Annotated in this window: 22 protein-coding genes; 4 read left to right on the forward strand and 18 right to left on the reverse strand. The window is 71.2% G+C overall.

All coding sequences use genetic code 11. From position 1 onward, the window contains the following. The first annotated feature begins 38 nt into the window (after nucleotides 1-38). A complete protein-coding gene (locus ACFWBQ_RS35735; RefSeq protein ID WP_385507359.1) occupies nucleotides 39-1,019 on the forward strand; it encodes an ABC transporter ATP-binding protein in 981 nt (326 codons plus the stop codon). A 37-nt stretch (nucleotides 1,020-1,056) separates the two neighbouring features. Here ACFWBQ_RS35735 and ACFWBQ_RS35740 read toward each other — a convergent pair whose 3' ends face one another. The 10 genes from ACFWBQ_RS35740 to rimP form a co-directional block, all read right to left on the reverse strand. Beyond that, nucleotides 1,057-2,163 carry an XdhC family protein gene (locus ACFWBQ_RS35740; protein ID WP_385507271.1) on the reverse strand — a complete coding sequence of 369 codons (1,107 nt, stop codon included), beginning with the start codon at nucleotides 2,161-2,163 and terminating at the stop codon, nucleotides 1,057-1,059. 78 nt (nucleotides 2,164-2,241) lie between these two features. After that, complete coding sequence (locus tag ACFWBQ_RS35745) at nucleotides 2,242-3,195, reverse strand: bifunctional riboflavin kinase/FAD synthetase (RefSeq protein WP_385507274.1); 954 nt, start codon at nucleotides 3,193-3,195, stop codon at nucleotides 2,242-2,244. Nucleotides 3,196-3,238: 43 nt separating this feature from the next. Further along, the gene (locus ACFWBQ_RS35750; protein ID WP_385507277.1) at nucleotides 3,239-6,835 is read right to left on the reverse strand and encodes a trypsin-like peptidase domain-containing protein; all 3,597 of its coding nucleotides are present in this window, start codon (nucleotides 6,833-6,835) and stop codon (nucleotides 3,239-3,241) included. Between the two features lie 212 nt (nucleotides 6,836-7,047). Continuing rightward, entirely contained in the window at nucleotides 7,048-7,944 is an 897-nt protein-coding gene (truB, locus tag ACFWBQ_RS35755) for a tRNA pseudouridine(55) synthase TruB (RefSeq protein WP_385507283.1), read from the reverse strand. Then, a complete protein-coding gene (rbfA, locus tag ACFWBQ_RS35760; protein WP_384500998.1) occupies nucleotides 7,941-8,399 on the reverse strand; it encodes a 30S ribosome-binding factor RbfA in 459 nt (152 codons plus the stop codon). Before rbfA ends, truB begins: the two co-directional genes overlap by 4 nt. Nucleotides 8,400-8,424: 25 nt before the next feature. After that, a complete protein-coding gene (locus tag ACFWBQ_RS35765) occupies nucleotides 8,425-8,721 on the reverse strand; it encodes a DUF503 domain-containing protein (protein WP_356429414.1) in 297 nt (98 codons plus the stop codon). 166 nt (nucleotides 8,722-8,887) lie between these two features. Then, the gene (gene infB / locus ACFWBQ_RS35770) at nucleotides 8,888-12,025 is read right to left on the reverse strand and encodes a translation initiation factor IF-2 (RefSeq protein WP_385507287.1); all 3,138 of its coding nucleotides are present in this window, start codon (nucleotides 12,023-12,025) and stop codon (nucleotides 8,888-8,890) included. 148 nt (nucleotides 12,026-12,173) lie between these two features. Continuing rightward, nucleotides 12,174-12,452: a YlxR family protein gene (locus ACFWBQ_RS35775; protein WP_385507290.1), complete on the reverse strand. Its 279-nt coding sequence runs from the start codon at nucleotides 12,450-12,452 to the stop codon at nucleotides 12,174-12,176. 132 nt (nucleotides 12,453-12,584) lie between these two features. Further along, the gene (gene nusA / locus ACFWBQ_RS35780; RefSeq protein ID WP_385507292.1) at nucleotides 12,585-13,625 is read right to left on the reverse strand and encodes a transcription termination factor NusA; all 1,041 of its coding nucleotides are present in this window, start codon (nucleotides 13,623-13,625) and stop codon (nucleotides 12,585-12,587) included. A 2-nt stretch (nucleotides 13,626-13,627) separates the two neighbouring features. Further along, nucleotides 13,628-14,125 carry a ribosome maturation factor RimP gene (gene rimP, locus ACFWBQ_RS35785; RefSeq protein WP_385507295.1) on the reverse strand — a complete coding sequence of 166 codons (498 nt, stop codon included), beginning with the start codon at nucleotides 14,123-14,125 and terminating at the stop codon, nucleotides 13,628-13,630. 172 nt (nucleotides 14,126-14,297) lie between these two features. Between rimP and ACFWBQ_RS35790 the strand changes: the two genes are divergently transcribed. The 3 genes from ACFWBQ_RS35790 to ACFWBQ_RS35800 are packed head-to-tail and all read left to right on the forward strand — an operon-like array spanning nucleotide 14,298 to nucleotide 16,280. Then, nucleotides 14,298-14,828, forward strand: a complete 531-nt coding sequence (locus tag ACFWBQ_RS35790) for a hypothetical protein (protein WP_385507296.1) — start codon at nucleotides 14,298-14,300, stop codon at nucleotides 14,826-14,828. Continuing rightward, the gene (locus tag ACFWBQ_RS35795) at nucleotides 14,825-15,331 is read left to right on the forward strand and encodes a ferritin-like domain-containing protein (protein WP_385507298.1); all 507 of its coding nucleotides are present in this window, start codon (nucleotides 14,825-14,827) and stop codon (nucleotides 15,329-15,331) included. Before ACFWBQ_RS35790 ends, ACFWBQ_RS35795 begins: the two co-directional genes overlap by 4 nt. Before the next feature lie 28 nt (nucleotides 15,332-15,359). Next, entirely contained in the window at nucleotides 15,360-16,280 is a 921-nt protein-coding gene (locus tag ACFWBQ_RS35800) for an aminoglycoside phosphotransferase family protein (RefSeq protein ID WP_385507301.1), read from the forward strand. A gap of 70 nt (nucleotides 16,281-16,350) precedes the next feature. Here ACFWBQ_RS35800 and ACFWBQ_RS35805 read toward each other — a convergent pair whose 3' ends face one another. From ACFWBQ_RS35805 to ACFWBQ_RS35840, 8 genes are all read right to left on the reverse strand, one after another. Further along, on the reverse strand, nucleotides 16,351-18,051 hold the full coding sequence (locus ACFWBQ_RS35805) for a proline--tRNA ligase (RefSeq protein WP_385507304.1): 1,701 nt from the start codon (nucleotides 18,049-18,051) through the stop codon (nucleotides 16,351-16,353). Nucleotides 18,052-18,122: 71 nt separating this feature from the next. After that, complete coding sequence (locus ACFWBQ_RS35810) at nucleotides 18,123-18,698, reverse strand: GNAT family N-acetyltransferase (RefSeq protein ID WP_385507305.1); 576 nt, start codon at nucleotides 18,696-18,698, stop codon at nucleotides 18,123-18,125. A gap of 29 nt (nucleotides 18,699-18,727) precedes the next feature. After that, nucleotides 18,728-19,588, reverse strand: a complete 861-nt coding sequence (locus ACFWBQ_RS35815; RefSeq protein WP_385507308.1) for a GNAT family N-acetyltransferase — start codon at nucleotides 19,586-19,588, stop codon at nucleotides 18,728-18,730. Between the two features lie 164 nt (nucleotides 19,589-19,752). Next, entirely contained in the window at nucleotides 19,753-20,910 is a 1,158-nt protein-coding gene (gene ispG, locus ACFWBQ_RS35820; RefSeq protein ID WP_385507311.1) for a flavodoxin-dependent (E)-4-hydroxy-3-methylbut-2-enyl-diphosphate synthase, read from the reverse strand. Nucleotides 20,911-21,091: 181 nt separating this feature from the next. Then, on the reverse strand, nucleotides 21,092-22,402 hold the full coding sequence (locus ACFWBQ_RS35825) for a M50 family metallopeptidase (protein ID WP_385507313.1): 1,311 nt from the start codon (nucleotides 22,400-22,402) through the stop codon (nucleotides 21,092-21,094). Continuing rightward, entirely contained in the window at nucleotides 22,399-23,661 is a 1,263-nt protein-coding gene (gene dxr, locus ACFWBQ_RS35830) for a 1-deoxy-D-xylulose-5-phosphate reductoisomerase (protein ID WP_385507315.1), read from the reverse strand. The genes ACFWBQ_RS35825 and dxr overlap by 4 nt, the downstream gene beginning before the upstream one ends. A 52-nt stretch (nucleotides 23,662-23,713) precedes the next feature. Further along, nucleotides 23,714-24,412 (reverse strand): hypothetical protein, encoded by a 699-nt coding sequence (locus ACFWBQ_RS35835; RefSeq protein WP_385507317.1) that lies wholly within the window; start codon nucleotides 24,410-24,412, stop codon nucleotides 23,714-23,716. Between the two features lie 138 nt (nucleotides 24,413-24,550). Beyond that, on the reverse strand, nucleotides 24,551-25,045 hold the full coding sequence (locus ACFWBQ_RS35840; RefSeq protein WP_385507320.1) for a nucleotidyltransferase domain-containing protein: 495 nt from the start codon (nucleotides 25,043-25,045) through the stop codon (nucleotides 24,551-24,553). Nucleotides 25,046-25,059: the final 14 nt, after the last annotated feature.

Below are 25,059 nucleotides of genomic sequence, written 5' to 3' on the forward strand. Positions count from 1 at the left end.
TCAAGGACCACCTCAACACCCCTCCCCCCCCGGCTCCGCTGCTCAGTGCAACGGCTCTTACGGTCGCCTCCCCCGGCCGGCGGGGGGCGTCGCCGGCGCGCGCCGTCGACGGGGTCGACCTCGACATCCGGCCCGGCGAGATCGTCGCCCTGGTCGGCGAGTCGGGCTGCGGCAAGACGACGCTGGCCCGCTCCCTGCTGGGCCTCGTACCGCCCACGTCCGGCCGGGTCACGTTCGGCGGCAAGCCGCTGGACTATTCGGGCCGGGCCCTCAAGGCGTACCGCAAGCGTGTGCAGCTGGTGCTGCAGGATCCCAGCGGCTCCCTCAACCCGCGCCACACGGTGTACGACGCGGTGGCGGAGGGCCTGCGCATCCACGGGTACGCGGGCGATGAACAGGCGGCCGTGGCCGGGGCGTTGGCGCGGGCGGGGCTGCGACCACCGGAACGGTTCTTCCTGCGGTATCCGCACGAACTGTCCGGCGGCCAGCGTCAGCGCGTCGTGATCGCGGGCGCGCTGGTCCTGGAGCCGGAGCTCATCGTCGCGGACGAGCCCGTGGCCTCGCTGGACGCGTCCGTGCGCGGCGAGATCCTGGCCCTGCTGCTGCGGCTGCGCGACGAGCTGGGCCTGTCCGCGCTGGTGGTCACGCACGATCTGGGTCTGGCGTGGAACATCGCGGACCGGGTGGCGGTGATGTATCTGGGCCGCATCGTCGAGACGGGCGACGTGGAACAGATCCTCACGGCGCCCCGGCACCCGTACACCCAGGCGCTGCTGTCGGTCCTGCCGGAGGCGGACGGCGATCCGGTGATCCTGACCGGGGAGCCGCCGGACCCGTCGAAGGTGCCCTCGGGCTGCCGGTTCCATGCCCGCTGCCAGATCCTCGCCTCGGGCGAGGCGGAGCGTGCGGGGGTCGCGGACGCCTGCCGTACGAAGGATCTGCCGGTGCTGGAGGGCGGGGGCCTGACGCAGGTGGCGTGCCACTGGGCGGCGACCGCAGTGAGCCCGGCCGGCGTGTGACGCCGTCCTCGGCCGCACCGAGCGGGCGTGGACGGGGTCAGGGCCGGTGGTGGTGGATCGTCCCCGTCAGCTCGCCCAGCGGGCGCCCTGTTCCGCCCCAGCGGTGCTGGATGATCTCGGCGGCGATCGAGACGGCTGTCTCCTCCGGGGTCCGGGCTCCCAGATCGAGTCCCACGGGTGAGGCGAGGCGGGCCAGTCCCGCCTCGTCCACACCGGCCTCCCGCAGCCGGGCGATCCGGTCCAGGTGGGTGCGCCTGCTGCCCATGGCGCCGATGTACGCGGCAGGCGTGCGCAGCGCGGCGGCCAGCAGGGGCACGTCGAACTTCGGGTCGTGCGTCAGCACGCAGATGACTGTGCGCGCGTCCACCTCGGTCGACTCCAGATATGCGTGCGGCCACGCGCAGACGACCTCGTCGGCCGTGGGGAAGCGCTCCCGGGTGGCGAAGGCCGGACGGGCGTCGCACACGGTCACCCGGTAGCCGAGGAAGGACCCGATCCTCGCCGTGGCCGCCGCGTGGTCGATGGCCCCGAAGACGAGCATGCGGGGTGCCGGAGCGTACGTCTGGACGAAGACGGTCACGTCCTGCATGCGCCGCTCGCCGTGGGCGCCGTACCGGTGGATTCCCGTGGCTCCCTGGGCGAGCAGCCCGCGCGCGTCGTCGGTGACGGCCACGTCCAGCCCTTCGCTGCCGAGCGAACCCGTGACGCGGTCGGCCAGGACCACCCTGCGGGCGCCGGTGGGCGCCGCTCCGGATACGACGGTCGCGACCGCCACCCGTTCCCCGGCGGCGATGGTGTCGACGAGCTCGCGCAGCCGGTCCCGGCCGTCCGCCGTGGTGTAGGGCTGCACCAGGAGGTCGATCGTGCCGCCGCAGGTCAGTCCGACACCAAAGGCTTCGTCGTCGCTGATGCCGTACGTCTGCAGCCGGGGGCTGCCGGTGGCGAGCGTCTCGGTGGCCACCTCGTACACGTCGCTCTCCACACACCCCCCGGAGACGCTGCCCGCCACGGCTCCGTCGGCGGTCACGGCCATCACCGCGCCGGCGGCTCGCGGCGCGCTGCCCCGTACGGCCACGACCGTGGCCAGGGCGAAGGGCATACCGGAGTCGTGCCAGTCACGCAGTTCCGACAGCAGTTCACGCACGGTGCGGACGTCCTCCCGGCTCGACGGGTCCTACCCCGACGATGCCTCGGCGGGACGGCACGCGCACCGCGGGAGGTGTCAGGCCTGCCCGTAGGCCGCGGTCAGCTCGCTGGAGCGCTTCACGTCGGCGGCCATCGCCACGAGCAGGTCGTCGATGGAGTCGAACTTCAGCATGCCGCGTACGTACGCGAGGAAGTCCACCGCCACGTGCAGCCCGTACAGGTCGAGGCCGACCCTGTCGATCGCGTACGCCTCGACGGTCCGCTCCGTGCCGTTGAACTGCGGGTTCGTGCCGACGGAGATCGCCGCGGGCATCGCCTCGCCGTTCACCGTCAGCCAGCCCGCGTAGACGCCGTCGGCGGGGATCGCGGTGTGCGGCAGAGTCTCCACGTTCGCTGTCGGGAAGCCGAGCTCCCGGCCGCGCTGCGCGCCGCGCACGACGATGCCCTCCACGCGGTGCGGGCGGCCGAGGATCTCGGCCGCCCCGGCCACATCGCCCTCGGCGATCAGCCGACGGGTCAGGGTGGAGGAGAACGGCTCGCCGCCACCCGCTTCACCGCTCACGAAGAGATCGATGACCTCGACGCTGTAGTCGTAGGTGGCACCGAGCTCGGTGAGCAGCGCGACGTTGCCGGCCGCCCGGTGTCCGAAGCGGAAGTTCGGGCCTTCGATGACCAGCTGCGCGTGCAGCTTGTCGACGAGCACCTTCACGATGAAGTCGGCGGGCGCCAGCTTCGAGAACTCGGTGGTGAACGGCAGGATCAGCACCGCGTCCACACCCAGGTCCGCCATCAGTTCGGCACGGCGGTCGTGCGGGGCGAGCAACGGCGGGTGGCTGCCGGGGCGTACGACCTCGCTGGGGTGCGGGTCGAAGGTGACGACGACGGACGGAATGCCGAGCGCGCGTGCCTGTTCCACGGCCCGGCCGATGATCAGCTGGTGTCCGCGGTGCACCCCGTCGTAGGAGCCGATGGTGACGACGCTGCGTCCCCAGTCCTCGGGGATGTCCTCCAAGCCACGCCAGCGCTGCACTGTGACCGCTCCTCGCCCGAACCTGTGTACGTGTGTATGTCCCTTACGCAGGTCTAAGACTGCCATGCTCACGTCCCACGGCCTGCATCGGCATCGGCAACCCGGACTGTGATCTCTCCAGTGCCTCCACCGTCCGCCGGGCGCTGGGTCCCACGACGGCGGCCCACTCCTGGGGGGCGTCGGCCAGCCACCGGGTGACGAGCCCGGCGAATCCGGGCACCTCGCGGGCGAGTTCGACCAGTCCGGTGTCGAAGCGTGCGGCTCCCTCGGGCGTTCGTACCAGGAGCATCCCGGTGCGGTGCACCAGCGCCCGTGTACGGGCCTCGGGGCGCCGGCCGGAGTCGGCTGCGGCGGCCCGCAGCAAGGCATCGAGCACCACGGGGTCCCTCCCGGTGTCCTGCTCGAAGTCCAGCAGCACTTCCAGCAGCTCGGCCCGCAGCGGCCTGGACCCGGTGCTCCCCGGCGCGGCGAGCACCCGGGCCAGCGCGGCGCGTACCGGCGCGGGCGCGGAGCGGTCCCGCAGCAGCCCCGTCACCAGGGGCAGCAGCAGTGCGCGGGCGGCCGGACTGTGCTCCAGCCTGCGCTCCACATATGCGGCGGCCTGCGCCCCGCGCCCGGGGTTGCTGTCGATGTACTGCCGTACGAGGCCGGGGGCATGCAGGGCGAGGGCAGGAGCATCCAGGCCGGCCAGCGCCCCCAGAGCATCGTCGGCCGCGTCCCCGGGCACCGCGAGCCGCGCACGCAGCGCGGCGAGCACGGGCTCCGGATGCTCGGGGAGGACCTCGGCCAGCAGTGCCACGGGCAGCCGGGGGTCCCCGGCCGCGAAGACCCGCAGGGCCTGCGGCAGATAGCGGATCCGGGTCTGCGGATCCCTGACGAGCAGGGTGAGCGCCGGAGCGTGCAGGGCGGTGTCCCCCGCCCGGGCGAGCAGGGTGAGCGCGGCGCCGCGCAGCAGGGCCCGGTCGCCGTCCGAGGTGACGACAGCGGCGGTGAGCGTGGCGTGGACGGCTGCGGCCGCCCGGCGCGCGGGCCGTTCCTCGTCGCGCGCCCAGCGGTCGACGGCCCTGCAGAGCGCGGACGGCTCGTCCTCGGCGAGGGCGGTGAGCAGCTCGGCGGCGCGCGGGTGGACGGTGTCCACCAGCGCTTCGGTCAGGTCGTCGACGGCAAGGTCGCGTCGGGCGTACAGCAGGGCCTGTGCGGCCGCGGCCACCGTGAGCCGCATCGGCACACCCTCCTGGGCGGGCAGCGGGCGCTCGTCGGTGAACCAGCGGCAGAGCAGCGCCTGCACCGTCTGCGGGCTGGCGGTGAGCCGGCAGGCCACAGCGTCCAGGTACCGCTCCTCCCCGTCGGCGCGCGGGGCACCGTCGGCCGGTACGAGGCGGCGCAGCAGGTCGATCCGGTCCTCCTCCGGCAACCGGAGACGTCGCCAGAACCAAGGGCCGAATGCGGCGTAGGGACCGGATGCGGCCGGCCGGCCGGCTGCCGGGGACCGCCGGGTGATCCGTCCGGTGAGCACGCGCAGCACCCCGAGGTACGGGCGCGCGTCGGGCACTTTGAGCAGGCTCTCCCCGAGCAGATGAGCCGCCCACCACACGGCATCGGCATGCCGGGCGGACGCGGCGCTGTCACTGCCGCTGTCGGGCTCGGCAGACAGGCGGTCCGTCGCCTCGATCAGATCGGCCATCCGGTGCGCCAGTGCCGCGCTCCCCTGACGGCGCCCCAGCAGGAGCATCGCCTGGATCACGGGACCGATGCGATGGCGCGGTACGGGGAGGTTGCGGGGTTCGGCGGCCCCGGACGTCTCGGGCGGCGCCGCGGACCGGGGTCCGTCCTCGCAAGGAGGTGTGGGCACCTCACCGCTGTGCCAGCGGTGGACCAGTGAGTGCAGGGCGGCGTCCAGATCCAGGTGGGCACCCTGCACCCAGTCGCCCAGCTCCTCGTGGGCGAAGCGGTAGCCCACGCCCGCCGGTACGAGGAGCCCTTCGGTGAGGACCGCCGAGGCCCACCCCGTGCGCCACGGGAAGATCTCCTCGAACGTCGCCCGCTCCAGCTCCCCCTGCCCCGGCCCGAGGCAGCGGCGGGCCGCTTCGTGGACCTGCCCCGCCACCTTCGCGGCCAGTCTGCGGACCGCCGTGCCCCGGAGCCGGGGTTCGGCCTCCGCGCCGATACGGACGGCGATCCGGACACAGGCCAGGTCCAGCCAGGCCGCGAAGACCTCTTCGGTGCCGGGCCTGCCCGGTACGTCGGGGGGCAGCGCGCCCCGTACCTCGGCGAGCAGCCGCAGGGTGAGCGGGTGCCGGTCGTGCCCCGGGGCGATCGCCTCCGGCGGGATGTCGTACCGCTCCCTGGCCCGCTCCGCCTGGTCCGCGGTCAGGTCGCCCAGCCGCACGGCGGGCGGCAGCCGCCGGGCGGGCCGCTGCGGATCGTGCAGGGCGTCCGGCGGGTACAGCGCGCCTGCGGTCTCCCAGTGTTCGGGGCGGCAGGCGACGACCATCCGCACCCCGTGACAGCGCAACCAGTCCGCTGTTGCGCCGGTCCACTCCGCGAGCCGGTGGGCCAGCAGGGGCGGCATCTCCTCGGGACCGTCCACGACGACGAGCAGCGGATTCCCCGACGAACCGGCGAGGCGGGCCACACTCTCGGGAGTGGCCGTCGTCATGTCGCCACGGGCCCCGGCTGCGGTGACGATCCGTCCGGAACGCCCGAGCGCACGGGTCAGCGCGTCCGCGACCGAGGTGTCCTCGGCCATCAGATCGGCTCCGCGCAGCCAGATGGTGAGGGCGGGAACGGGGCCGCGGGAACGGCGGGCGGCAAGGGCTGCCAGCTCGGTGGTGCGCCCCGTGCCGGGTGCCCCGACGACGCCGAGTACAGGTCCCGTACCGGCCTCGAAGGCGGTGAACTCGCCAGTGATGTGCGGACGTTCGACCGCTTCCGTACCGTCCGGACGTCCTGCGGAGCCGAGTGAGGTCGCGGTCAGCTGCAGCGCCCCCGCCAGGTTGAGGTCGCACCCGTACCCGGGGACACCACTCGCGTTGCGCCGCAGCAGCTCCTCCAGTGGTCCGCCGTCGCCTTGGTCCGGGCCGGGGAGGAGTACCGCGAGCCCCGCCGCCTCGTGCTCCGCCCTCAGCGCGGTGGAGAGCACGCCCAGGACGGCGCCGGTGTCCGGGTCGGTGACGGGCCCGCCCACGGCGGCTCCGCCCGATCGCAGCGCGTCGCGCCCGTCCGTGCCGAGGGCCAGCTCCATCGCGGCACCCAGCCGGTGGCTGCGTCCGCCCTCGGTGTACGTCGCCGGGGTCGTCCCGAGCACGCGCGCCTCCCGCCAGCCGTGGGCGGCGATCCGCACGTATATGCCCTTCCCCACGCGGTCGCGCGCGGCGATGGGGAGCGGTTCCACACCGAGGACATCGGGCCCGCCGGTGCGCAGCAGCGCGAGGCCGAGGCCGGGCAGAGCCGTGATGTCGCCGGGAGCTGCGGGGCAGGTCCGGCCGTCCGTCCCGTGCAGCTCCAGAGGTTCGGAAGAGGCGACGGCCTGATGGCTGGTGACGACCGTGCCGCGGTCGTCCGCGACAAATCCGACCCCCCGCGGCCGGCCGGCCTGATCGCAGATTCTTACCAGTTTCGACCGGTCCCCGCTGCCCATGGTCCGACGGTAGATCTCGGGTGATCAGGACGAGAGCTCAGGGGGCAAAAGCGCCCCCCTCACACCCCTCAGTCACTCCGAGCGCCCGTCCATTGGGGTGAATACGCGGGTTCCGGTGGACAGGGATGGTCCCTGGAGGGGGATCGTGGAGCGGGCACCGGGGGGCCTGCCCGCTCCACGATGGGACCGACCGGTCCTCGGGTGCTGTCGGATCAGGCGAAGACGGCGAGGCTCTTGGCCTTGCCCTTCTGCTCCTCGACGAGCACCAGGAACGTTCCGTCGGGCCCGAAGACACCGACCGGCCCCGGCGGATACGCGGGCATGTCGAGCCGCACGCCGTTGAGCAGCAGCCTGGCCCGCTTCTCGTCCACGTCCCAGCGGGGGAACGCCGAGGCGGCGGCCTCCGCGACCGGCATGACGGCCAGTTCCTCCTGATGCTGTTCGAGCGTCCTGGCCGCGTCGATTCCGTACGGACCGACGCGCGTGCGCCGCAGCGCGGTCAGGTGCCCGCCGACGCCGAGCCCGGCGCCGAGATCACGCGCCAGGGCCCGGATGTACGTACCCGAGGAGCAGACGACCGAGACGACCAGGTCGACAACGGGTGTCCCGTCCTCGGCGACCGCCTCGCGCACGTCGTAGACGCGGAAGGACGAGACGGTCACCGGGCGGGCCGGGATCTCGAACTCCTCGCCGCCGCGCACCCGCGCGTACGACCGCTTGCCGTCGATCTTGATGGCGCTGACCTTGGACGGGACCTGCATGATCGCGCCGCTCAGTGCGGCGACACCGGCGTCGATGCCCTCACGGGTCACGCCCGAGGCGTCGGTGGACGAGGTGATCTCGCCCTCCGCGTCATCGGTGACGGTGTCCTGGCCGAGCCGGATCGTACCGAGGTACTCCTTCTCGGTCAGTGCGAGATGGCCGAGGAGTTTCGTGGCCTTCTCGACGCCGAGCACGAGGACACCGGTCGCCATCGGGTCCAGCGTGCCGGCATGGCCGACCCGCCGGGTGCGGGCGATGCCGCGCATCTTGGCCACGACGTCGTGCGAAGTGAAGCCGGACGGCTTGTCGACGATGACAAGGCCGTCCGGCGTTTTGTTCTGCGTCATGCGGAAGGTGAGCCCTCGCCGTTCTCGTCCTCGTCCTCCGGCTTGCGGTACGGGTCCGCGTCACCGGCGTACGCGGCACCCGAGGATGCCTCGCGGACCTTGGCGTCCGAGGCCCGAGCCCGGTCGAGCAGGTCCTCGATCGCCTTGGCGTTGTCCGGCAGGGCGTCGGCGACGAAGGCCAGGGTCGGGGTGAACTTCGTCCCCGCCGCCGCGCCGACCGCCGAGCGCAGGATGCCCTTGGCACTCTCCAGCCCTGCCGCCGCGCTCGCCCGCTCCTCGTCGTCGCCGTAGACCGTGTAGAAGACCGTGGCCTCCCGCAGGTCGCCGGTGACCCGGGTGTCCGTGATGGTCACGTGCGTGCCCAGACGCGGGTCCTTGATACCGCGCTGCAGTTTCTCGGCGACCACCACCTGGATGAGGTCCGCCAGCTTCTTTGCCCGCGCGTTGTCGGCCACTGGTCCGTCTCCTTCTTGAACGTGCTCAATCGTCTTCGTCGTTGTGCAGCCGCCGTCGTACGGACAGCAGCTCCACTTCCGGCCGGCCCGCGATCATGCGCTCGCACCGGTCGAGTACGTCTGTGAGGTGTCCGGTGTCCCCGGACACCACGGCAAGGCCGATCTCGGCCCTGCGATGGAGGTCCTGGCCGCCCGTCTCCGCGACGCTCACCCCGAACTTGCGGTGGATCTCGGCAACGATCGGACGGACGATGGAGCGCTTCTCCTTCAGCGACCGTACGTCGCCGAGGAGAAGGTCGAAGGACAGCGTCCCCACATACATGTATGTCCGGATGTCCCGCCGGTTCGGGTTCGCGCCCCGCCATCGCTTGGCAGGGACATCAGAACCGTACACGGAACGGCCGGGGCCGATCGACGGAAATACGACCCGTCGACCGGCCCCGACCGTGCAGAGAGCCCAGGGGGCTCCCCCAGGGAATCCCTGTGGATCAGCCTCGCGGCTTCTCGCGCATCTCGTACGTCGCGATGACGTCGTCGATCTTGATGTCGTTGAAGTTTCCGAGGTTGATACCGCCCTCGTAGCCTTCGCGGATCTCGGTGACGTCGTCCTTGAAGCGGCGCAGACCGGAGATGTTGAGGCTCTCCGCGATGACCTTGCCATCGCGCAGCAGGCGCGCCTTGGTGTTGCGCTTGACCTCGCCGGACCGGACCAGCACACCGGCGATGTTGCCCAGCTTGGACGAGCGGAAGATCTCACGGATCTCCGCCGTACCGAGCTCGACCTCTTCGAACTCCGGCTTGAGCATGCCCTTGAGGGCCGCTTCGATCTCTTCGATCGCCTGGTAGATGACCGAGTAGTACCGGACGTCCACACCTTCGCGGTCGGCCATCTGCGCGGCACGCCCTGCGGCGCGCACGTTGAAGCCGATCACGATGGCGTCGGAGCCGGTCGCCAGGTTGATGTCCGACTCGGTGACCGCACCCACACCGCGGTGCAGGACCCGGATGTCGACCTCTTCACCGACGTCGAGCTGGAGCAGCGAGGACTCGAGAGCCTCCACCGAACCGGACGCGTCGCCCTTGATGATGAGGTTGAGCTCCTGGACCAGACCGGCCTTGAGCGCCTCGTCCAGGTTCTCCAGGGAGAACCGGACACCCTTGCGGGCGAAGTTGGCGTTGCGCTCACGAGCGGCACGCTTCTCGGCGATCTGACGGGCCGTACGGTCCTCGTCGACGACCAGGAAGTTGTCGCCTGCACCCGGGACGTTGGTGAGACCCAGCACGAGGACGGGGGTCGAGGGACCCGCCTCCTCGACGTTCTCGCCCTTGTCGTCGAGCATCGCGCGGACTCGGCCGTACGCGTCGCCGACAACCACCGTGTCGCCGATGCGCAGCGTGCCGCGCTGGACCAGGACGGTCGAGACGGCACCGCGGCCACGGTCGAGGTGGGACTCGATCGCAATACCCTGAGCGTCCTGCTCCGGGTTGGCCCGCAGGTCGAGCGAGGCGTCGGCGGTGAGGACGACGGCCTCCAGAAGAGCCTCGATGTTGAGGCCCTGCTTGGCGGAGATGTCGACGAACATCGTGTCGCCGCCGTACTCCTCGGCCACCAGACCGAACTCGGTGAGCTGACCGCGCACCTTGACCGGGTCGGCACCCTCGACGTCGATCTTGTTGACCGCGACCACGATCGGCACGTCGGCCGCCTTGGCGTGGTTCAGCGCCTCGATCGTCTGCGGCATCACACCGTCGTTCGCCGCGACCACGAGGATCGCGATGTCGGTCGACTTCGCACCACGTGCACGCATGGCGGTGAACGCCTCGTGACCCGGGGTGTCGATGAAGGTGATCCTGCGGTCCTCGCCATTGACCTCGGCGCCGACCTGGTACGCACCGATGTGCTGCGTAATACCGCCGGCCTCGCCCGCAATGACGTTCGTCTTGCGGATCGCGTCCAGCAGTCGGGTCTTACCGTGGTCGACGTGACCCATGACGGTCACGACCGGCGGACGGGAGACCAGGGCCTCTTCGCCGCCCTCGTCCTCGCCGAACTCGATGTCGAAGGACTCGAGCAGCTCGCGGTCCTCCTCCTCGGGGCTGACGATCTCCAGGACGAAGTTCATCTCGTCCGCGAGCATCTTCAGCGTCTCGTCGGGGACGGACTGCGTGGCAGTGACCATCTCGCCGAGGTTCATCATCACGCCGACGAGCGACGCCGGGTTCGCGTTGATCTTCTCCGCGAAGTCCGTGAGCGAAGCACCGCGAGACAGCCGGACAGCCTGCCCGTTGCCGCGGGGCAGCATGACGCCGCCCACCGACGGGGCCTGCATGGACTCGTACTCCTGGCGCCTCTGCCGCTTCGACTTGCGGCCACGACGCGCGGGACCGCCGGGACGGCCGAAGGCGCCCTGCGTGCCACCACGGGCACCGGGGCCACCGGGACGTCCACCGAAGCCGGGACGACCGCCGAAGCCGCCGCCACCACCCGGACGACCGGGAGCGCCACCGCCACCGGGACCACCGGGGCGACCGGCGAAGCCGCCGCCGCCACCACCGGGACCGGCCGGACGGCCGGCGAAGCCGCCGCCACCGGGACGACCTGCGCCGCCACCGCCACCGGGACGACCTCCACCGGCACCGGGACCACGGCCGCCGCCGGGGCCACCGCCGGGACGCGGGGCCGCAGCGGGACGCTGCGGCATCATGCCGGGGTTCGGACGGTTACCCGCGGGGGCACCGCCGGGACGCGGGGACTGCGGACGGGGCATGCCGCCCGGAGACGACGGACGGGCACCACCCTGACCCTGCGGGCGCGGTGCGCCACCGGGGCCACCCGAGCCGCCCTGCGGACGCGGGGCGCCGGGGCGCTCCTGACCGCCGCCGGGACGCGGGGCACCGCCGGGACGGGGCGCCCCGGGGCGCGCCATGCCGGTGGAGCCGCCGGAAGTGAACGGGTTGTTGCCCGGACGGGGACCCGCCGGACGCGCGCCGCCGGGGCGGGGTGCGCCCTGGCCTGCGGGACGTGCCGGACGGTCGCCGCCGCGCTCGCCGCCACGGGCGCCGTCACGCTCGCCACCACGGCCACCGTCACGCTGACCGCCGGCCGGAGCCGGGCGGGCAGGGCGGGGACCGGGGGTGGCACCCGCGGGACGCGGGGCCTGCGGCTGCTGGGGTGCGGCCGGCTGGGCCGGTGCCGGAGCCGAGAACTCGGCGGCGGGCACCGGAGTGACCGGAGCTGCCTTGGGCGCGGGCTTCGGGCCCGGACGCGGGCCCGCAGACGGCACGGAAGGCGCTGCGGGGGTGCTGTCCGCCGGGGCCTCGGCAGCGGCCGGCTTGGGGGCCGGGACGCCGGGCTTCGGGGCAGCAGGACGTGCCGCAGCGGCCGCCGGGGAGGGCGCTGCGGGCTTTGCGGGGGCGGCCTTGCGGGGCGCGCCAGGCTTTGCAGCGGACTTGCCGGCGTTGCCACCGGGACCCTGCAGTGCGTCAGTCAATTTGCGCACGACCGGCGCCTCGATCGTCGAGGACGCCGAACGGACGAATTCACCGAGTTCTTGGAGCTTGGCCATGACGACCTTGCTCTCAACTCCGAACTCCTTGGCGAGTTCGTATACCCGGACCTTAGCCACTTCGCTCCTTTTAGGTCCGGGTTACCGCCGGACCGTCGCTACTTCATGGGCGTACTCATCGCGTACTCATCGAGTGCTCATCGCAATCTCGACCTACTTCCAACTCGCGAGGTACCTGACCGCACGGAGACCCGTGCCGTTCACTTTCTTACGGTGTCACCCGCTCGACGAACCGCTGCAGTGCCGCGGAATCGAACGGCCCCTTCGCCTTGAAGGCCCGGGGGAATGCCCGGCGGCGGACCGCCAGGTCGAGACAGACAGAGACCGGGTGCACGTACGCACCCCGGCCGGGCAGCGTACCGCGTGGATCAGGGACAACTTCACCCTCGTCCACCACGATGCGCAGCAGCTCGCTCTTGGCCGCTCGCTCCCGACATCCCACACAGGTTCGTTCGGGGCAAGCGCGGGCGGGCGTCCGGCCAGACACGTTTAAGTCTACCTCCCCGTACCGACCTCACCCCTTTGGGGCAAAAATCGAACGGATGTTGTCGTGATCTCAGCGTCAGAACGCCTTGATCTATTCCTGCGGTCCGCCCCGGAACCCCCGGGGCAGACCGGATCAGCCGCGCTCGGACCGCTCCCGGGCGCGCTCGGCGCGCTCACGGTCGGCGATGTCCCGCTCGGCGTCGGTCTCGGTGTCCGGGCGGATGTCGATGCGCCAGCCGGTGAGGCGGGCAGCCAGGCGGGCGTTCTGCCCCTCCTTGCCGATCGCCAGCGACAGCTGGTAGTCGGGCACGGTGACCCGGGCGGAGCGCGCACCGAGGTCCACGACCTCGACCTGGCTCACCCGTGCGGGTGACAGCGCGTTGGCGACCATTTCGGCCGGGTCGTCCGACCAGTCCACGATGTCGATCTTCTCGCCGTGCAGTTCGGCCATGACATTGCGCACACGGCTGCCCATCGGGCCGATGCAGGCGCCCTTGGGGTTCAGCCCGGCCCGGGTGGACCGTACGGCGATCTTGCTACGGTGACCGGCCTCACGCGCGATGGCCTCGATGACCACCGAGCCGTCCGCGATCTCCGGGACCTCCAGCGCGAAAAGCTTCTTCACCAGGTTCGGGTGGGTCCGCGACAGCGTCACGGACGGACCGCGCACACCCTTGGCCACCCGTACGACGTACGTACGCAGCCGCAGACCGTGCGTGTACTCCTCGCCCGGCACCTGCTCCTGCACCGGCAGGATCGCTTCCATCTTGCCGATGTCGACGAGGACGTTCTTCGGGTCCTTGCCCTGCTGGACCAGGCCGGTGACGACATCGCCCTCGTGGCCCGCGTACTCACCGAACGTCCTGTCGTCCTCGGCGTCGCGCAGGCGCTGCAGGATGACCTGCTTGGCGGTGGTTGCCGCGATACGGCCGAAGCCGGACGGGGTGTCGTCGAACTCCTTGGGCTCCTGGCCCTCTTCGAGGTCGGCCGGGTCCTCCTTGGCCCACACCGTCACGTGGCCGCGCTCGTTCAGCTCGACCCGCGCCCGGCGGTGGCTGCCGTCGGTGCGGTGGTACGCGATGAGGAGGGCCGCCTCGATCGCCCCGACGAGCACGTCGAAGGGGATCTCCTTGTCCTGCGCCAAGCCCTTCAAAAGCTTCACATCGATGTCCACGGCTACGCCTCCTCTTCCTTCTTGTCCTTGCGGTTGAATTCGATCTCCACGCGCGCCTTGGCGATCTCGTCGAAGGCGACGCGGCGCGACGTGGGCTTACGGCCCTTGACGCCCGGCACTTCGAGATCGAGCCCCTCGTCGTCGACTGCGAGGATGCGGGCCACCAGCTCGTCACCGTCGTCCAGGCTCAGCTTCGCCAGCCGGCCGATGGCGCGCACGTAGTGGCGGTGCTCGGTCAACGGGCGGTCGGCGCCCGGAGAGCTCACTTCGAGGACGTACTCGCCCTCACCCATCGCGTCGGTCTCATCGAGCGTCTCGGAGATCGTGCGGCTCAGCTCGGCGCAGGTGTCGAGCTCCACGCCGTCCTCGGAATCCACGATGACCCGCAACACCCGGCGGCGGCCCGCCCGGGACACCTCGATCTCCTCGAGGTCCAGCTCCTTGGCTCCGACGAGCGGTTCGATCAGTGCGCGCAGCCTGTCGCTCTGGTTGGTGCTCATCCGGGTGACTCCTCGGCCGCGTGTGCTGTTGTGGGGATCGTCGCGTGTCAGGTCAAAGGGTATCCGGTCCGCAGGGGTGTTGCCGTCCGCCTCCCGCCGGTCCGCGGGTACGCTCGCCTGCGGTGATCACTTCAGGACAGAATCTGTCACAAACCAGGCCCGAAGGAGACAAGTGCGGCGTACGGGGACGACGCGCAGGAGTGCGCTCACCGCTACCGGAGCGCTCGCACTGGGTGCGGCGCTGACAGGCTGCGGGTCCGGCGACGTCTCCGGCGGGCAACGGCGGAACACGAGTTCCGATGCGCGGGCCGCGGCAGCGCGGACGCAGACGGCACTGCGGGCGGCTGCCGCCCGCGCCAGCTCCTCGCTGCTCGCCCGGTACGACCAGGTCGTGACGGCCCACCCGGTGACGGCAGCCGGGCTCGCCCCGCTGCGGTCCGCCATACAGGAGCACGCATCGGCCCTGGGCGGCCCGCCGAAGGGCACGGCCGAGCCGACCGCTCCCGCACCGGCGGCTCCCGCCACCGACGCGAAGGCCGCGCTGCAGGAGCTGGCGGCCGAGGAGCGACGCGTGGCCGACGCCCACACCAGGACCCTGCTGACGGCCGGGCCGGAGCTGGCCCGGCTGCTGGCGTCGGTCGCCGCCGCCGGTGCGGCCCACGCGTATCTGCTGACCGAACTGGCCAAGGAGACCTCGTCATGACGGAAGGGGCCGGGCAGACGGAAGAGGCCGAGCAGGTGACGCTGCCGGCCGCACAGGCCGCGCTCGCCGCCGAGCACGCCGCCGTGTACGGGTACGGGGTCCTGGGCGGCCGTCTGGAGGGCCGCCGCCGCACCGAGGCGACGGCGGCGTACGACGCTCACCGGGCCCGGCGCGACGCACTGGTGCGCAGGGTCCGCGACCTGGGCGGTGTGCCGGTGGCAGCCGACGCCGCGTACGCTCTGCCGTTCGCGGTACCGGATCCGGCGGCGGCGGTGCGGCTCGCCGCCCTGCTGGAGGACCGGATCGCGGGCGTCTACTCCGATCTCGTACGCGCCGCCGGTGGGCCCCTGCGGCAGGAGGCCGCGGGTGCCCTGCGGGAGGCTGCCGTGCGGTCGGTGCGCTGGCGCGGCACGGGCGTAGCCTTTCCGGGGCTCGCCGAGAAGGCTGCCGCCCGCCCGTCGGACACAACGGCCGAGGCCGGCGCCGCGGCTGTCACGCACTGAAGAAGCTCTGAAAGGGAACAAGGCACGTATGGGTTTCGAACCGCCGCAGCGGCTGGTGCGAGCGCTCGGCGAGACGTACGGGGACACGGCCGCCGCCGACTGGCTCGCGCAGCTTCCCGCACTCACCGAGCAGGCGCTGTCCGCAGCGGGTCACCATGTCCTGCCCGACCGGGTGGTGGCCCCGGGCGGCCGCACCAGCCTCGCCCTCCTTGTGCACCGGCCGGACGGCACTCCGGCCGTGCTGAAGATCGCGCCGCCCGGTGCCTGGCCCTCGCTGGAGCGGGCTGCGCTCGCCCATTGGAACGGCTGGGGTGCGGTGAAGCTCCTGGATCCCGAAGGCGCCGCGGTTGCGGGTGACAGCCTGCTGCTGGAGCGGCTGCACCACGAGGTGTCCCTGCGCTCCCTTCCCGAGGCGAAGGCACTGCTGGAGGCGGCGGGCACCGTGCGGCGGCTGTGGATCGAGCCGCCGGTCGGGCACCCCTTCGAGACCGTCGCGGAGCGGACCGCCCGGCAGACGGACCCCATGCGGGCAGCCGCAGCGGCGGATCCGGCGCTCGGACCGCTGGTCTCCGCGGCGCTGGCGGCCCGCGAGGAGCTGGTCGCGCACTCCCCCGAACTCCTTCTGCTGCACGGCAACTTCCGGCAGAGCAAGGTGCTGTCGGGTGAGCGTGCCCCGTGGCTGGCGGTGGGTCCCGAGCCGCTGGTGGGCGAACGCGCCTACGACCTTGCGCGGCTGGTGCGCGACCGGGTCGAGGACCTGATCGCCTCGCCCGGCGGCGCGGTGACGGCCCGCCGACGGGTCAAGAAGCTCGCGGAGTCGCTGGAGTTGGACCAGGCGCGGCTGCACGGCTGGACGCTGTTCCGGGCCGTGGAGTCGGGCACCCGCGCGCTGACGGCAGGGCGTCGTCAGGACGGCGAGCTGATCCTGGAGTTCGCGGGCTGGCTGTAGCGGCCTGTGCACGACGCGGAGAGGCCCCCACCGGGTGGTGGGGGCCTCTCGTGTGTCTGCGGCCGGCGGATCAGCCCTGGTCGGCCAGGCGGGCGATCGCCTCGTCGACGGTGAGCTCCTCGCGCTCGCCCGTACGACGGTCCTTCAGTTCCAGAACGCCCTCGGCCGAACGCCGGCCGGCGACGAGGATCTTCGGGATGCCGATGAGCTCGGAGTCGGTGAACTTCACACCGGGCGAGACCCCGGCACGGTCGTCGACCAGGACGCGGATGCCCGCGGCGCCGAGCTTCTCGGAGACGTCGAGGGCGAGCTCCGTCTGGAGCGCCTTGCCCGCGGCGACGACGTGCACGTCGGCCGGCGCGATCTCGCGGGGCCAGCACAGGCCCTTGTCGTCGGCGGTCTGCTCGGCGAGTGCGGCCACCGCGCGGGAGACGCCGATGCCGTACGAGCCCATCGTGACGCGGACGGGCTTGCCCTGCTGGCCGAGGACGTCAAGGGAGAAGATGTCGGCGTACTTGCGGCCGAGCTGGAAGATGTGGCCGATCTCGATGGCGCGGTCCACCCGGAGGCCGGTGCCGCAGTTGGGGCAGGGGTCGCCCGCCTCGACGACGACGACGTCGAGGTAGTCGTCGACCTCGAAGTCGCGGCCCGCGACGACGTTCTTCGCGTGCGTGCCCTCCTTGTTGGCGCCCGTGATCCAGGCGGTGCCGGGGGCGATGCGCGGGTCGGCGATGTAGCGGACCTTCTCCAGGCCCTGCGGGCCGACGTAGCCGCGCACCAGGTCGGGGCGGCCCACGAAGTCCTCGGCGGTGACGAGCTCGACGACGGCGGGAGACAGGTGCTCGCCGAGCTTGCCGAGGTCGACCTCGCGGTCGCCGGGCACGCCCACGGCCACGATGTCGCCGTCGACCTTGACCAGGAGGTTCTTCAGGGTGGCAGAGGCCGGGACGCCGAGGTGAGCGGCGAGGGTCTCGATGGTCGGGGTGTCGGGGGTGTCCAGCTCCTCGACGGGGGCGGCCGCAGAACCGTCGACGGGGGTGGCCTTGAAGGTCACGGCCTCCGTGTTGGCGGCGTAGTCGCAGTTCGGGCAGTCGACGAAGGTGTCCTCGCCCGCCGGGGCGGGCGCCAGGAACTCCTCGGACGCGGAGCCGCCCATGGCGCCGGAGACGGCCGAGACGATGCGGTGGTCGAGGCCGAGGCGCTCGAAGATCCGGATGTAGGCGGCGCGGTGCAGCTGGTACGCCTCGGCCAGGCCCTCGTCCGTGGTGTCGAAGGAGTACGAGTCCTTCATCTGGAACTCACGGCCGCGCAGCACACCGGCGCGGGGACGGGCTTCGTCGCGGTACTTGGTCTGGATCTGGTACAGGATCACGGGCAGGTCCTTGTAGGACGAGCACATGTCCTTGACGACCTGGGTGAAGATCTCCTCGTGGGTGGGGCCGAGGAGGTAGTCGGCGCCCTTACGGTCCTGGAGCCTGAACAGCAGGTCGCCGTACTCGTCGTACCGGCCGCTCGCCTCGTACGCCTCCTTGGGGAGCAGTGCGGGCAGCAGGACCTCCTGGCCGCCGATGGCGTCCATCTCCTCGCGGACGACGCGGGTGATGTTCTCCAGGACCTTCTTGCCGAGCGGGAGCCAGGACCAGATTCCGGCGGCGGTGCGACGTACGTATCCGGCCCGGACGAGGAGCTTGTGGTTGAGCGTCTCGGCGTCCGCCGGGTCATCGCGCAGTGTCTTGATCATCAATCGGGACATGCGCTGGACCTGGGCCATGATGAACTCCTGCTCGGAAGGGTGATGGGCCGAGGTTAGCGGGGCGGCACGCGCGGGCGGAAATCGATTCGCTATCGGCGGCGCAGCGGAAGGGGCGCGCCCATCACCGCGTACGGCTTGGGGGCGCTGGGGAAGAGCACCTGCCGGGCCAGGTCCTGGTAGCCGAGGGCGCGGTAGAGACCACGTGCGGGGCTCTCCGTGTCGATCGCCGAGAGGATGGAACGGGGCAGGTCGACGGCGTCCGTGATGGTGGTGATCAGGCTGCGGCCGAGGCCGCGCTGCTGGAACTCCGGGTGGACATGGAGTTCGGTGATCACGAACGAGTCGTCGAGCCATTCCGCGGAGCCCGTGGCGCGCAGATACGGCTCGACGACGGTGGACCACCAGTGCGCCCGGTTGTTCGGCAGGCCGTAGACGAACCCGACGAGCCGTCCGGCGGGGGTGGTGGCGCCGAGGGCGCGGGCCTGCGGGTGGTCGAGGTGCCTGAGCACGATATGGCGGCGTACGTCGATCTCGTCCTGGGAGAGTCCGAAGGCGACGGCCTGCACGGCCAGAGCCTCGTCGACACGCGCGGCAAGATCGAGCGGTCCGACCACGATGCCGGGGGTCCCGGAGCCCCGGGGGGATGCGGGGTCTGCTGCTGCCATGCCGGAACCCTACTGGCCGTGCCGCCCGGTCAGAACAGCACGCTCATGAACGCACCGGTCTCGCGGAAGCCGACGCGGCTGTAGGCCCTGCGTGCGGCGGTGTTGTAGTCGTTCACGTACAGGCTGACGACCGGCGCCACATCGGCCAGCGCGTAGCGCAGAACGGCCGCCATGCCTGTCTCGGAGAGGCCGCGGCCCCTGAACTCGGGGGCGACCCAGACGCCCTGGATCTGGCAGGCCCGGTCGGTGGCCGCGCCGATCTCCGCCTTGAAGACGACCTTGCCGTCCTCGATACGGGCGTAGGAGCGGCCGGTGGTGATCAGCTCGGCGACACGTGCCTGGTAGAGCAGCCCGCCGTCGCCGGCCAGCGGGGAGATGCCGACCTCCTCGGTGAACATCGCCACGCACGCCGGCATGAGGACGTCGATGTCCTCCTTGTGGATACGGCGCACGAGCGGGTCGGGGGCCACCTCGGCGGACGGGCTCTCGGTGACCATGAGGGGCTGGTTGGGCCGCACTTCCCTGGCGGGACCCCAGCTCGGTTCGAGCAGGCGCCACAGCTGGGCGGTGGGCCCGGCGGGGCCGACGATCGAGGAGCAGCGGCGACCCGCCCTCCGGGCGCGGTCGGCGAAGGCCCTGATGGCCTCGGGGGTCGCGCAGATGGGGACCAGATTGGCGCCGGAGTAGCAGAGCGAGCGCAGCCTGCCGTCGGCGTACCAGCCCCACATCTCGCCACCGAGGCGCCAGGGGTCGAGTCCCGCGACCTGGACGCGGGACATCACGAACGCGTTGTCGACGGGTTCGCTCTCGAGGACGGCGAGCGCGGCGGGAAGCTCGCCGGGGTCGAGGACCCGGGTAGTGGTCTGCGTCAACACTGGGGGCCTCACCATACGGTCTGCTGATTTCCGCACTGTACCCAACAAGGCTGTGGGGCGCCCCCCGCACGGGACGGGACGGCCGGATGCGAAGCCCTGCGGTCCGGGGGCCGGCAACGGGTCGCGGACACGGCTGTGCCCCGCAGGGCGGGCCTGCGGGGCACAGTGAGTGGTGGGGTTCAGCCTGCGATGGAGACCTTGGGCTCGCCGGAGGCGATGCCGTCCTTCTCCATCTGCTCCGCGATCTTCATGGCTTCCTCGATGAGGGTCTCCACGATCTTCGACTCCGGGACGGTCTTGATGACCTCGCCCTTCACGAAGATCTGGCCCTTGCCGTTACCGGACGCCACACCCAGGTCCGCCTCACGCGCCTCGCCGGGCCCGTTCACGACACAGCCCATCACGGCGACCCGCAGCGGAACCTCCATGCCCTCCAGCCCCGCACTGACCTGGTCCGCCAGCTTGTACACATCCACCTGAGCACGCCCGCACGACGGGCACGACACGATCTCCAGCCGCCGCTGCTTCAGATTCAGCGCCTCAAGGATCTGCAGCCCGACCTTGACCTCCTCCGCCGGCGGAGCCGACAGGGAAACCCGGATCGTGTCCCCGATCCCCTCCGAGAGCAGCGCACCGAAGGCCACCGCGGACTTGATCGTGCCCTGGAACGCCGGGCCGGCCTCCGTCACACCCAGGTGCAGCGGGTAGTCGGACTGTGCGGCCAGCTGACGGTAGGCGTTCACCATCACGACCGGGTCGTTGTGCTTCACCGAGATCTTGATGTCCCGGAAACCGTGCTCCTCGAACAGCGACGCCTCCCACAGCGCCGACTCCACCAGAGCCTCCGGCGTCGCCTTGCCGTACTTCTTCAGCAGCCGCGCGTCCAGCGAGCCCGCGTTGACGCCGATGCGGATCGGCGTACCCGCGTCACCGGCCGCCTTCGCGATCTCCTTGACCTTGTCGTCGAACTGCTTGATGTTGCCCGGATTCACCCGCACCGCAGCACAACCGGCATCGATCGCCGCGAACACGTACTTCGGCTGGAAATGAATGTCCGCGATCACCGGAATCTGCGACTTCCGCGCGATCGTCGACAGCGCATCCGCATCGTCCTGCGTCGGGCACGCCACCCGCACGATCTGACAGCCCGACGCCGTCAGCTCAGCGATCTGCTGCAACGTCGCACCGATGTCCGACGTACGGGTCGTCGTCATCGACTGCACCGACACCGGTGCGTCCCCACCGACCGCCACCGACCCGACCTGGATCTGACGGCTGACCCGTCGGTCGGCGAGCTTGGTCGGAACGGCCGGCATTCCGAGAGAAATGGCAGTCATGCGCTGAGCATCCCCAAGGTGTGGATCAGTGTGATCAAGGTCCCGAGAACTGCGGGCTCCAGGCTTCGAGGTTACGGCACCGGAGGAATTCCGGGCGCACCCCGTCCGGCAGTACCGCCGAACGGTGAGCGGCCGGACACCGCCCGTGTGCCCGGCCGCCACCCCTGGGACGCAGGAGCCGTCAGGTGATCTTGACGGGGTTCACGATGTCGGCGACCAGCACCAGCAGCGTGAAGCAGATGAAGACCCCGGCCACGACATAGGCGACCGGCATCAGCCTGGCCACGTCGAAGGGGCCGGGGTCGGGGCGCTTGAAGACGCGGGCCACAGTGCGGCGCAGGGATTCCCAGAGCGCACCCGCGATATGGCCGCCGTCGAGCGGCAGCAGGGGCAGCATGTTGAAGAGGAACAACGAGAGGTTGAAGGCGGCCAGCAGGAACAGCATCATCGCGACCTGGCTCTGCGCCGGGACGTCGAGGTTCATCACCTCGCCGCCGATCCTGGCCGCACCCACCACGCCGACCGGCGAGTCGGCGGCGCGCTCGCCGTCTCTGAAGGCCGCGTTCCACAGGTCGGGGACCTTGGAGGGCAGGGCGATGATCGAGTCGACGCCGTTCTCGATCATGTCGCCCATGCGGACGACCGAGTCACCGAAGGAAAGCGGAACGATCTCGATCCGCGGCTCGAACCCGAGGAACCCGGCCACCACGTACTGGTCGGGAACCGCCTGTCCGTCGCCGTCCTTCTTCGCCACGGAGTTCTTTTTCAGCACCGGGTGCAGGGTCGTCTCCTGCCCGTCACGCTGAACCGTGATGGAGGCGGGGCCGATGGTGGCGCGGATCCGGTCCGACAGGGTCTGCCAGTCGTCGATCTTCTGTCCGTTGAAGGCGACGATCGTGTCGCCCTCCCGCAGTCCGGCGGCCTTGGCGGGCGATGCGGTGTCGGATGCCTTGCAGGTGTCACGCTTCTCGCTCTGCGGAATCACACACTGCGAGACGCCCGCGACCTCCGTCGTCTCGGTCCGGAAGCCGAAGGTCATGGACACGCCCATGAAGATCACGACGGCCAGGACCAGGTTCATGAACGGCCCGGCGAACATCACGATCACGCGCTTCCACGGCTTGCGCGTGTAGAAGAGCCGGGTCTCGTCGCCCGGCTGGAGCTCCTCGAACGCGGCGGATCTGGCGTCCTCGATCATGCTGCGCCAGGGCGAGGTGGAGCGTGCTTCGAGGCGTCCGTCGGCTCCGGGCGGGAACATCCCGATCATGCGGATGTAGCCGCCCGCGGGAATGGCCTTGATGCCGTACTCGGTGTCGCCCTTCTTGCGCGACCAGATCGTCGGCCCGAAGCCGACCATGTACTGCGGCACCCGGATACCGAAGAGCTTGGCGGTCGACAGGTGGCCCAGCTCGTGCCAGGCGATCGAGAACAGCAGCCCCACGGCGAAGATGGCGATCCCCAGGACCGTCATCAGGATCGTCGTCATACTCATGCGTGTGCCTCCGCTGTCGCTTTCGCCGAGAGTTCCCTGGCCCGGGAACGGGCCCAGGCCTCCGCTTCGAGGACGTCCGCTACGTCGAGTGGAGTTCCCGTGGCAGGGGTGCCGTGTTCGGCGACCACTGCGGTGACCGTATCCATGATTCCGTTGAAGGGCAGCCGTCCCGCCAGGAATGCGTCCACGCACTCCTCGTTGGCGGCGTTGAACACTGCGGGGGCGGTGCCGCCCAGCGTGCCCACGTGGCGGGCGAGCCCGACGGACGGGAAGGCCTCGGTGTCCAGCGGGAAGAACTCCCAGCTGGAGGCCGTCGTCCAGTCGAAGGCGGGGGCGGCGTCCGGGACCCGCTCGGGCCAGCCGAGCCCGATGGCGATCGGGCCCCGCATGTCGGGCGGGGTCGCCTGGGCGAGGGTGGACCCGTCGGTGAACTCCACCATCGAGTGAACGTACGACTGGGGGTGGACCACGACCTCGATCCGGTCGAACGGAATGTCGTAGAGAAGATGCGCCTCGATGACTTCCAGGCCCTTGTTGACCAGGGTCGCCGAGTTGACCGTGATGACCGGACCCATGGCCCAGGTCGGGTGCGCAAGGGCCTGCTCGCGGGTGACGTCGGCGAGCTCGCTCCTCGTACGTCCGCGGAACGGGCCGCCCGACGCGGTCACGACGAGCTTGCGCACATCGGCGCGCTTGCCTGCGGCGAGGGCCTGGAACAGGGCGGCGTGCTCGGAGTCGACCGGGATGATCTGACCGGGGGCCGCCAGGGCCTTCACGAGCGGGCCGCCGACGATCAGCGACTCCTTGTTGGCGAGGGCGAGCGTGCGGCCGGCCTTCAGCGCGGCGAGCGTGGGGGCCAGGCCGATCGAGCCCGTGATCCCGTTCAGCACGGTGTGGCAGTCGCTCGCGGCGAGCTCGGCCGCGGCGTCGGGCCCGGCCAGGATCTCGGGGAGCTGCTCGCCCGCCCCGTAAGTCTCGCGCAGGGCCTCGCGCAGCGCCGGCACCTTGTCCTCGGCGGCGACCGCGACCGTACGCACCCGCAGCTGCCGCGCCTGCTCCGCGAGGAGCTCGACCCGGCCGCCCGCGGCGGACAGCGCCGTGACACGGAAGCGGTCGGGGTTGCGCAGCACCAGGTCGATGGCCTGGGTGCCGATGGACCCGGTGGAGCCGAGGATCACAAGATCCCGGCGGCCGTCCGCGGCGTCGAATACGAGATGCGGATCGGCGAGGGGTACGGGGCTGTCGCTCATGCCCCCCATTGTTGCCGCATCCACTGTGCACCCAGACAGTGCGTCCCCGTCGGCGCCTGCCTCAGGTCTGCGCGGCACGGAATTTCTTCCACTGAGCGGCCATGATGTCCTGCGGGACCCCGCCGATGTCCTTGGTGTCCAGGATCTCCCCGCGGAACGCGATCGTGGTGGAGCCGGCCCGTACGACGGTGAGGTACTCGTACAGCTTCAGCTTCCCCTTCACGTCGAGGACGGTGAAGCGGTACGCCTTCGCCTCGTCGGCCTCGGCCGCGAAAGCGGGCAGCCCGGTGGGTTCGACCTTCTCGTACGTGGCCCGCGCGACGGCCCGCTCCTCGGTCAGGCCTCCGGCACAGTCCCGGCCGGCCTTGTCGAGCGACAGCATGACCTTCGCGGCCTCGCCTTTCCCGTACGAGCGCAGGGTCACGTCGACGGTGACACCGAGCATCTCCTCGGGGACGTCGACCTTGCGCTGTACCTGGGCGGTCGGGTCGTAGTCGCTGACGTCACCGGCAAGGCTGACGAGCGGCTGGCAGACGGCCGGGGTGGCGGTGTAGTCGTCGCCGAGCGGCCCGTCCAGGGTGTAGTCGGAGGCTGTGTAGGTGCCGACCCTCTCCCCGTCGGTGAAGGCGACCGATGTGAGCTGGGATTCGGTGAGCCCGGCGGCCGGGGCCGCGGAGGGTGAGGGCCCGGTGCTCTTCCCGGCCTTGTCGCCACCGCCTTCGCCGCCGCCGCATCCGGTGACGCCCACGAGCGTCACCACCGCGCATCCCACGGCTGCGGCACTCCGCCACCCGGCCCGCCGGTTTCCCGCCCCGAACATCCCTGCCCCTGTCTCCCGTTGACGGTGGCGATCGGGTCTCCGACCGCCACCGAGGCTCGATTGTGCTGCATACGGGGGTCAGATTCGCGTATGGATGCCGAACTTCTTCCTCAGCTGTGCCATGTCCCGGACGTCACGGTCGGCCGGTTCGTACCCCTGGTGGAACAGGGCCTGCTGCTCGGCGGAGATGCAGCGCACGGTGGTCGTGCCGATGGTGCCGGTGACGAAGCAGGACGCGGGGTAGCGAAAGGGCTCGGCCGGATCGGGCGAGGACTGTACGGCGGAGCCGTCGGCGGCGAACACCAGTGGATGCAGGTCGATCTCGAGCCCGGAGGGATGGCTGAGGACGAAGCGTACGGGGCGCCAGTCGAGCGTCTCCGCGTATCCGGCCGAGACCAGGGCCGCGACGACGACGGGCTCCTGTTCCCGGACGTGCAGGAGGTCGAGATCCCGGTGCTCGCGGGTCTCCTCGCCGAGCAGGGCGTCGATGCCCCAGCCTCCGCCGATCACCACGTCGGCCCCCGCCCGTTGCAGCAGGGACAGGATGGACAGAACATCGCTCCTGGACATCATGCGGGCAGGGTAGG

Source organism: Streptomyces sp. NPDC060035, assembly GCF_042736635.1.
Taxonomy (GTDB): Bacteria; Actinomycetota; Actinomycetes; order Streptomycetales; family Streptomycetaceae; genus Streptomyces.